The organism is Mesorhizobium sp. (assembly GCF_005063415.1).
Classification (GTDB): domain Bacteria; phylum Pseudomonadota; class Alphaproteobacteria; order Rhizobiales; family Rhizobiaceae; genus Mesorhizobium.
Genome location: NZ_SUEG01000196.1, coordinates 1 through 8,101 on the forward strand (window position 1 = coordinate 1; position 8,101 = coordinate 8,101).

General features: G+C 59.2%; 11 protein-coding genes and 2 pseudogenes. 8 read left to right on the top strand and 5 right to left on the bottom strand.

The genetic code is table 11. The annotated features are described in order from the left end of the window. The 3 genes from E5W70_RS29225 to E5W70_RS29235 form a co-directional block, all read right to left on the bottom strand. On the bottom strand, positions 1-583 hold a 583-nt coding region (locus E5W70_RS29225; RefSeq protein ID WP_292664766.1), incomplete at its 3' end, for an NAD(P)-binding domain-containing protein. A gap of 92 nt (positions 584-675) precedes the next feature. Further along, positions 676-1,233 carry an OsmC family protein gene (locus E5W70_RS29230; protein WP_292664767.1) on the bottom strand — a complete coding sequence of 186 codons (558 nt, stop codon included), beginning with the start codon at positions 1,231-1,233 and terminating at the stop codon, positions 676-678. A gap of 389 nt (positions 1,234-1,622) precedes the next feature. Then, a complete protein-coding gene (locus E5W70_RS29235; protein WP_292664768.1) occupies positions 1,623-2,075 on the bottom strand; it encodes a copper resistance protein in 453 nt (150 codons plus the stop codon). A gap of 521 nt (positions 2,076-2,596) precedes the next feature. Here E5W70_RS29235 and E5W70_RS29240 point away from each other — a divergent pair. From E5W70_RS29240 to E5W70_RS29255, 4 genes and pseudogenes are all read left to right on the top strand, one after another. Continuing rightward, a complete protein-coding gene (locus tag E5W70_RS29240) occupies positions 2,597-3,034 on the top strand; it encodes a recombinase family protein (protein ID WP_292664769.1) in 438 nt (145 codons plus the stop codon). Next, entirely contained in the window at positions 2,994-3,194 is a 201-nt protein-coding gene (locus E5W70_RS29245) for a hypothetical protein (RefSeq protein WP_292664770.1), read from the top strand. The genes E5W70_RS29240 and E5W70_RS29245 overlap by 41 nt, the downstream gene beginning before the upstream one ends. Before the next feature lie 142 nt (positions 3,195-3,336). Further along, a pseudogene (locus tag E5W70_RS29250) lies at positions 3,337-3,666 on the top strand (recombinase family protein); the annotation flags it as partial. A gap of 18 nt (positions 3,667-3,684) precedes the next feature. Continuing rightward, positions 3,685-4,281, top strand: coding sequence for a hypothetical protein (locus tag E5W70_RS29255; RefSeq protein WP_292664776.1), 597 nt, complete (start codon positions 3,685-3,687; stop codon positions 4,279-4,281). Here the strand turns inward: E5W70_RS29255 and E5W70_RS29260 are convergent. Then, a pseudogene (locus tag E5W70_RS29260) lies at positions 4,240-5,008 on the bottom strand (IS5 family transposase). The gene E5W70_RS29255 and the pseudogene E5W70_RS29260 sit on opposite strands and share 42 nt — an antisense overlap. Before the next feature lie 40 nt (positions 5,009-5,048). Next, positions 5,049-5,360 carry a T6SS immunity protein Tdi1 domain-containing protein gene (locus tag E5W70_RS29265; RefSeq protein WP_292664771.1) on the bottom strand — a complete coding sequence of 104 codons (312 nt, stop codon included), beginning with the start codon at positions 5,358-5,360 and terminating at the stop codon, positions 5,049-5,051. A 390-nt stretch (positions 5,361-5,750) separates the two neighbouring features. Between E5W70_RS29265 and E5W70_RS29270 the strand changes: the two genes are divergently transcribed. The 4 genes from E5W70_RS29270 to E5W70_RS29285 all read left to right on the top strand — a co-directional run. Then, positions 5,751-7,007, top strand: a complete 1,257-nt coding sequence (locus tag E5W70_RS29270) for a site-specific integrase (RefSeq protein ID WP_292664772.1) — start codon at positions 5,751-5,753, stop codon at positions 7,005-7,007. Between the two features lie 235 nt (positions 7,008-7,242). Further along, a complete protein-coding gene (locus E5W70_RS29275) occupies positions 7,243-7,485 on the top strand; it encodes an AlpA family phage regulatory protein (RefSeq protein WP_292664773.1) in 243 nt (80 codons plus the stop codon). A 73-nt stretch (positions 7,486-7,558) separates the two neighbouring features. Continuing rightward, positions 7,559-7,816, top strand: coding sequence for a hypothetical protein (locus E5W70_RS29280; RefSeq protein ID WP_292664774.1), 258 nt, complete (start codon positions 7,559-7,561; stop codon positions 7,814-7,816). Next, positions 7,797-8,101 (top strand): hypothetical protein (locus tag E5W70_RS29285; protein ID WP_292664775.1); only part of this gene is annotated, 305 nt, incomplete at its 3' end. The genes E5W70_RS29280 and E5W70_RS29285, both read left to right, overlap by 20 nt.

The following is an 8,101-nucleotide window of genomic DNA, read 5'->3' on the forward strand; positions in this document are numbered from 1 at the left end:
TCCACCATTCCAGGTCTTTGCCGCGATAGACGCGGGGCGCCCGGATGTGCTCGCCCACCGACAGGGTCACTTGGCGCCCCGAACGCTGCAGCTCCTGTGCGATCTGGGTGCCGCTCGACGAGGCGCCCACCACCATCACGCCGCCGTCGGCGACCTGAGCCGGATTGCGGTAGGACTGTGCAGTCAGCATGGCCACCGACGGCGGCACGCGGACGGCCAAATCGGGCAGGCGTGCGATGTTGCACGCGCCCGACGCCAGCACGACAGTTCGGCAGCGCCACTCGCCGCGGTCCGCGCGCACGAGATATCCCGCCCCATCGCTGCGAACCGAGGTAACGGTCGTATGTGTTCTGACTGGAGCCGCGATCGCCCTGGCATAGTTCCCGAGGAAGTCGATCACTTCAGGCATCGTCCGGTAGCCGTCGGGGTCGTCGCCATCGTAGCGGAAGCCCGGCAGCCGGCTCTGCCAGTTCGGGGTGAGCAGCCGCAGCGAATCCCATCGCTCGGTGCGCCAGGTATGGGCGATCTCGCCGCGCTCCAGCAGCACATGGTCGATAGAGCGCTCCGCGAGGCAGCGGCTCATCGCGAGCCCCGCGTGCCCTGCGCCGACGATCACTGTGGTGACGGAACTAATCGCGCCCTCTCATCAGGAGAGTCTACGGCTCGAAGCGCCTTTCAATTCACCACGACCGTGACGTTCGTCGGATTGGTTACAATGTCATAGACAGCCGACCGCTTCTGCGACTGAGCGACGAGAGCCTCGATGTCCTCGCGCTTGGCGTCGGCGTCGATGTTGTACTTCACCGTGATGCCGCTGAAGCCGTTGCGGACGTCGCTGTCGATGCCGAGTATGCCCGCTATATCCATGTCGCCTTCGATGGTTGCCTTCACCGACTTCAACTGAATGTTCCGGTTCTGGGCAACAGCGGCGATGCCGGCTGTCAGGCAACTCGCCAGCCCGACCAGCACGTATTCGACAGGCGTGGCGCCCTGATCCAAGGAAGCAAAGACCTCCGGATGGTCGGCATCGAATGCGAAGGTGGTCTTGCGATGCTGGTCCTGGCCGAGACCGTAGAAGCTCTCGACCGTCGAGTGGCTGTGGGTGCCATCCTTCCATTCGCAGGCCGCGCGCCACTTGAACTGCGCGGCCTCCGGGGCGTTGGTAAGCGCTTCGCGTGCGCCGAGCAGCGCCTCGACGTTAACGCCATTGTTTGCCTGTACTTCGGAAGCCATAGTTCTCCTCCCTACTTTGCACTGGCTTAAAAACCCGACCGATCCCACCGACCTCCTGATCAGATTTCACCAGGGGGTGGCATGCTATGGGTAGCGAAGCGTTTCTTCAAGTTGTTTCCGTAGAGATATAGTCGCCCTCGTGTACCGAGTTGCGCCTTTCCAGGCTAAGGGTGCCCTGCGTGTCTGTCGGGGTTGGTTCCGCAGCCCAGGTGCCGGCCCTAGGCATCGTGAACCCATAGAGATCGCGAGCACGCCGACTGAGGCGTGAGATCATGCCGTCGATAATCCGACCGCCGCCGTGATGGAAGGGTCCGCCGCCTGGTAGAGGTCTTACGGCCTATCCTATCCTTTCCGTGGCAGTTGTGAGCGTCAAGATATCCGGCGAGATCTTATTTTGTGACGGTGATGTGATTGACCATGCCAAGCTTGAAATGGCCCGCCTTGTTACAAAGCAGGATGTAGGAGCCCGGCTCCAGCTTCACCGTAAGCGCGCCGGACTTCCCGGGATCGAGGTCTTCGATCTCGTTTACGACCTCGAGTGCACTCTCCTCGACCTCCTTTTCCTGCTCGTTGTAAAGCAGCGTCTCGATCGGCTTGTCGGATCTGACGACGACGAACTCGTGAGCCAAGGTCTGGGATGTATTGGTCACGTTGAAGGTCACATTGCCGGCCTTGACCTGTTCGGTGCCCAGGTCCATGCGCATGGATTGCATGCCCTTGTCGGCCAAGGTGACGCCAACCGTTTCGTCGGCTCGTGCTGGCAGAGCGGCGATGATAAGCGCGGCCGCAGCGGGCAACATACCAACCCGTGCCGGCCACGCGATGAGCGTGGTGGCTTGCATAGGTGCGTTTCTCCATGTTCTCGCGGCGTCGGTCCAAATCTGCAGAGATCAGGCAAGGCACCGCGACGGTTCGAACTGTCAACGGGTGGCCGTCGCAGTTTATTCCCATCTCATTTGCCAGGAAAAGTCTTCCAGCTACTGCAAGGTCAAGCCGCGCGATAGTCCGGCCGCCGCTAGAATGGAAATGTCCTGGCCCGGGACGACACCAGTTTTCGGAGACGTTTATCGGACAGGCAGCGACTGTCGCCAAAATCCCCGGCAGCAGCGCCACGGTCACACCGTGTACGGCACCTAGGAAGATCGAACATGCCCTCCAACCGGATTGCGATAGCGGTGCAAAGATCGCCAGCGCTAACCCAGGCACACTAGTTATGGTTGTCCAATAGGAGGGCAAGCTGTCTCGCTGCAGCGCTTTCTACGATCAGTTCCTCTAACCCTCCGTCGTTGACGCAGAATGTGTTAACGCGACGCCTGATTACACGGAGGGCCTCAGATATCGAAACTGCGGTGGTCTTTTTCGCGTGATCATCCAGATATCGGCAGACTTCAGTCACGACCCTTGCATCATGTCCGGCCGAGCGGCACTTTATCTCCGCGTATCGACGGGCCGGCAGGCCGAGCACGATCTTTCAATCCCAGACCAGCGTCGCCAGCTGCGGGCCTATTGTCAGGCGAAGGGGATTGCTGTGGCGACGGAGTTTGTTGAGCTAGGTGCATCGGCGACGGATGACAAGCGGCCCGAATTCCAAAAAATGATGGACGCTGCATCGCAACGGCCTGCGCCATTCGACATAATCATTGTGCATTCGTTTTCACGGTTCTTCCGCGACCAGTTCCAGCTTGAATTCTACGTCCGTCGGTTGGCGAAGAACGGTGTTCGGCTGACGTCGATCACGCAGGATCTAGGTGATGACCCCCATGAGCACGATGATGCGCCAGATCATGGCGCTATTCGATGAATATCAGTCCAAGGAGAATGCCAAGCACACGCTTCGAGCTATGCGCGAAAACGCCCGGCAGGGTTATTGGAATGGTTCCCGGCCAGCCTACGGCTATCGGATCGTGACCGCCGAGCAACGTGGCACCCGGACTAAAAAGAAATCGAACCGAACCCTCTGACCGCCGACCATGTTCGCTTGATGTTCCGTTTGGCGCATGCGGGCGATAGTGATCACGGCCCGATGGGAGTGCGTCAGATCGCTAGCTATCTAAACAATCGAGGGATTCGGACACAACCGGAGGACAGTGGGGTCTCGGCGGAGTGCATCAGGTTCTAACGCGTACAACCTACATCGGGCGACTTCGTTTCAATGTCAGCGGCAAACGGAAAGGTGTTGAGAAGGCGCCGGAAGATATCATTGATGTTGCGGTGCAACCGATCATCGAGGAGGACGAATTCAACGCGGTCCAGGATCTCCTCAAGTCGCGAAGTCCGCAATTGCGGGCGCCGCGATCCGTGAACAGTCCGACGCTGTTGGGCGGCGTTGTGTTCTGTGAGGACTGTGGAGGTGATATGACTTTGCGCACCTCGGGAAAGGGCAAACAGTATCGATACTATACCTGTTGCCAGACCGCCCGACAGGGGCATAGGGGCTGCAGGAGCCGAACAATGCCGATGGAGAAACTCAACGATTTAGTCGTGAATCATGTGGATCTGCGGCTATTGAACCCGGCTAGACTTGAGGAATTGCTGTCCGGGTTGTTGCGTCGGAGGGCAGAGCAAGTCGATCGCGAGAAGGATCGGGCGGGTGATCTACGACGACAAGCCGCCGACGCTGAAGGGAAGCTCACACGACTCTACGAAGCGATCGAGAACGGTCTGGCCGATTTAGCCGATAGCAACCTCAAGGGAAGAATCGCCGAATTGAAAAGAATTCGGGATGCGGCCAACGCCGACGCCGAGCGCGCGGAGCACCGAGACAGCCAAGCGATCGAAATTACCCAAGAGGCTGTTGCGCGGTTCGCAGAAGGGGTCAGGCAGCGACTGCGGGCTCAGGACGGAAGCTTTAGGCGTCACCATCTGCAAACGCTGGTGCAGCGGGTTGAGGTTGGAGCCGACCGGATTCTTATCAAGGGATCAAAGGCTACACTCCTGCAGACGCTTGTCGCGTCTAGAGGAAACCCCAGTGTGCATACGGCGGGGCACGACGTTCGCAGTTTTGTACTAGGCCGTAGACTCATAAGCGCGCAGCCACAGGCGCATTGACGCGAGTTGGACCATGGCGAGGAAGTTGTCGGCGAGCTTGTCATAGCGGGTTGAAACGCGACGGAAGTGCTTCAATTTGGAGAAGAAGCGCGTTCGATCAGGTTGCGCTCGCGGTAGAGCCGCTTGCTGAAGCAGGGCTTCCATTTCCGGTTGCTCTTGGCCGGGATGTTGGGCGTGGCACCCTGCTCCTGGATCAGTTCCCGGATGCGGTCTGCATCATAGGCTTTGTCGGCCAGCACGATGGTGCGTGGGCCAAGATGATCGAGAAGTCGATCAGCGATCTGACTGTCATGTGCCTGTCTTGCTGTCAGGCCGAGCCGGATTGGGAGCCCTTGCGCGTCGACGACGACGTGGATCTTGGTCGTGAGCCCACCGCGCGATCGACCGAGACAATGATCTGGACCCCCTTTTTTGCCGTCGCAGCCTGCTGGTGCGCCCGGATGGAAGTGCTGTCGATCATCTGTATGGCGCCGTCGTGGGCGGCGCTGATGGCGTCCATCAGGCGGTCCCATACGCCTGCCTTCCGCCATCGCACAAACCGGTTATAGCAGGTGGTCCGCGGCCCATAGCGCTCGGGCAGATCCCGCCACGGCGCGCCGGATCGCAGCACCCAGAAGATACCGTTCAGCACGCGGCGGTCGTCGACGCGCGGAACGCCTCGCGATTTGTTGGGTAGCAGCGGCTCGATCACGCGCCATTCGAAGTCGGTCAGATCATATCGGCTCATGCTGACGCTGAATCAGCTTCTCTCGGCTCAGGCAAGCTGTTCAATCGACAACGCTGATCGAAACCGGGGTGCCGTCCGGCAGGTCCTTGGTCTGCGCGTAGATCGAGGCCGTATAGCTGATCCACTCACTCCACGAGCACATCCAGATGTTGTCGGTCTTATACTCTCCACCGAACAGGGGGAGCGTCGTGAAGGCGTAGCACTGGGAGGGGGTTGGGTTCATCCCCGCCGACCGGCACTGATCCACCAGCGGGCGCAACAACCAACCATCTTCATCATCGATGCACCGATGACGAAACTCCTCCTTAGAAGTAGCGATCTTTGTGATCGAAGCCGCAGCCACTTCCAGCATGTGAACTGCACCGTAGGCATCAGCTAAAAAATGTGTCGGCGAATAGGTTGGCTCCCACGACACGGCATCGCGCTGGCAAAATGTCCGCCCACCCGCTTAGATCGGCGGCGGTCACCTCATCGGGAAGGAAATCCGAGCGAGCATGGTCCATCACGCAACCATGAACGGTAAGCCGACCGACGACAAGCTGGGACGCCTCAGTCTGTATCGTTTATGAGTTTACGACCTAAAATGGCTCCCCGGGCCGGATTCATTTGAATATCCATTGTGATCCACTGTGTGTACCCGTCATCGCATAAACCCTTGAATTGCAACATTCCACTTGCCCATATCGTCCATGGCGGATACCTATAGCGCACATCCCAATAGCGGGGAAAAAGCGGGGAAGACATGGGCAATCATACGAGAAATGTTCTTACGGTGAAGGCCATCGCGGCCAGCAAGTCGATCAAGCTCCGCGATGGTGGCGGGCTGTGGCTGGTCAAGAAGGGGCACGGCCGATACTGGATCTTGGATTATCGCTTTGCAGGCAAGCGGCGTGAGTTGGGGTTAGGGCCGGTGCACAGTGTTGGCCTGGCCGACGCTCGCGAGAAGGCTGAGGCGGCTCGCGCTCTGGTGAGGCAGGGCATCGATCCAATCGAGCACAGGCACGGCGTAGAGGCGATCGAAGCGGCCAAGGTCAAGGCTGAGGTGAAGACGTTCGGGCAATACGCCGACGACTTCATAGATGCGGCGGTCAAGGCTGGACGGTGGCGTGGTGCCAAAACTGAGGCTGGATGGCGAAACACCATGACCGTTCATGCAGGGCCGATCCGCGAAAACGCTATAGCCGAAATTGGCGTGCCACATGTCTTATCCGTTCTTCGACCGCTGTGGGGTGTAAAGCAGGAGACCGCTGAAAAGCTGCGTGAGCGCATTGAGCGTGTGCTTGACTCTGCGAAAGTCGAGGGCTTGAGAACCGGGGAAAATCCAGCGGTATGGAAGGGCAATCTCGAGCATGTCCTTCACAAGCCGGACGCCCTGACCAATACCAACAATCATCCTGCGCTGCCGTACAGTCGGGTTGCTTCGTTCGTCAAGAAACTGCGTGGCCTCGACGGTACGGGCGCGAGAGCGCTCGAATTCACGATACTGACCGCCACCCGAAGCGGAGAGACGCGTGGCGCCTCATGGCCAGAAATAGACATGGACGGAGCGCTTTGGATTATCCCGGCAAGGCGGATGAAGGAAGGCAAAGAGCATCGCGTTGCGCTGTCAAAAGCCGCGTTGAGGCTGCTCAAAGCGACACCTCGATTTGAGGGCACTGATCTTGTCTTTCCTGCCGTACGCGGCGGGAAACTATCCGACATGACTTTGGCGGCGGCAATTAAGCGGATGCATGCTTCGGAGCTTGAAGCCGGACGGGCAGGGTGGGTCGACCCTAAACAACTTGCCGTTGACGGAAAGCCAAAGGTTGTCACCCCGCATGGCATGCGTTCGACTTTCAAGGATTGGGCCACGGAGGCTTCCGATCACCCGCGTGAGCTTGCCGAGATGGCATTAGCTCACGCTGTCGGCGATGCGGTCGAGCGAGCCTACGCAAGGGGCGATGCGTTACAGAAAAGGCGTGCGCTGATGGAAGATTGGGCCACCTACTGCGGTACCTAGTGGCACTCAACATCTAGTGTAACGATCGCTCGTAGCCACACCATCTTGACACGCAAGGCGAAAACGCCTATAACAACTCTACGGTCTTTGGTGAGTCGAAAACTTGCCCGACCCCGGCCTGCCCGACGCATGCGGAGCCAACTTTCTAAAAACCCCTCCTGCCGCCACCATGTGGCGTCCCTTCATCAATCATATTGGTTCTTGAACCGCCGCGCACTACGGCGAGGAGATTTCTATGCACGCTAACGACAACACCCCCACACTCGTTTCCCTGAACGACGCCGCACGCATGACCAGCCTTTCGAGGACAATGGTCAACCGCTACCGCGCCGAAGGGCGCTTCCCGTCCGCCATCCCGCTCGGGGATCGCCGCATCGCCTTTATTAAAGGCGAGGTCACAAGCTGGATTCAGGCGCGCATCGATGCAGTTCGGCAGGAAGGAGCCGCCGTATTGGCTGAGGCGTCGCGTCAGGTATGACGGCGGCCTAAGCCTACACTCTTAAAAACCTCCCGCGGACCCAACCGCGGCAATTCAACAACAGGAACACCCTTTGAAAATCCTCAGTATTCGACCCGAGCCACCCGGCCTCGGGAACATCATTGCGCGCTTCGACGTCGCGCTGACTGACGAATTGCGCCTCTTCGGCTTGCGTCTCACCGAACGCACGGCCGGCGGTTACGCGGTTTACGCACCGAACGCCATGGGACGCCGCTGCGCGACTTTCTCGCCAAATCTGGTTGAAGAAATTTCCCGCGCCGCTCTGGCTGCGCTGAAGGAGCTGAGACCCCATGACCGAAGCGCAGACTAAGACGGCGCCTTATAAAGTTGGCGACCGCGTAGAGCACGGCTCTCTGGGTCATGGCACTGTGGTCAAGATAGTGGCCGCTGGCGGCCAGGTTTGTTTCGACCGCTTCGGCCAGAACGTCAGCTTCGCTCACATGGAAAATCTGTCACCTTCCGATGAGGCGAAGCCCTCACCTATCGCGGCGAACGATAACGATCTGCCATTCATCAATCCAGCAGACTGGCACGGCGTGCCGATGCCGACGCGCGAATGGTTTTTAGACGGGCTTATTCCTAAGCGGCAGGTGAC

Bases quoted from the DNA above. Each gene is read 5' to 3' on its own strand.
- E5W70_RS29230 (WP_292664767.1), bottom strand. From the start codon at position 1,233: ATGGCTTCCGAAGTACAGGCAAACAATGGCGTTAACGTCGAGGCGCTG.
- E5W70_RS29235 (WP_292664768.1), bottom strand. From the start codon at position 2,075: ATGCAAGCCACCACGCTCATCGCGTGGCCGGCACGGGTTGGTATGTTG.
- E5W70_RS29245 (WP_292664770.1), top strand. From the start codon at position 2,994: ATGAGCACGATGATGCGCCAGATCATGGCGCTATTCGATGAATATCAG.
- E5W70_RS29255 (WP_292664776.1), top strand. From the start codon at position 3,685: ATGCCGATGGAGAAACTCAACGATTTAGTCGTGAATCATGTGGATCTG.
- E5W70_RS29265 (WP_292664771.1), bottom strand. From the start codon at position 5,360: ATGCTGGAAGTGGCTGCGGCTTCGATCACAAAGATCGCTACTTCTAAG.
- E5W70_RS29270 (WP_292664772.1), top strand. From the start codon at position 5,751: ATGGGCAATCATACGAGAAATGTTCTTACGGTGAAGGCCATCGCGGCC.
- E5W70_RS29275 (WP_292664773.1), top strand. From the start codon at position 7,243: ATGCACGCTAACGACAACACCCCCACACTCGTTTCCCTGAACGACGCC.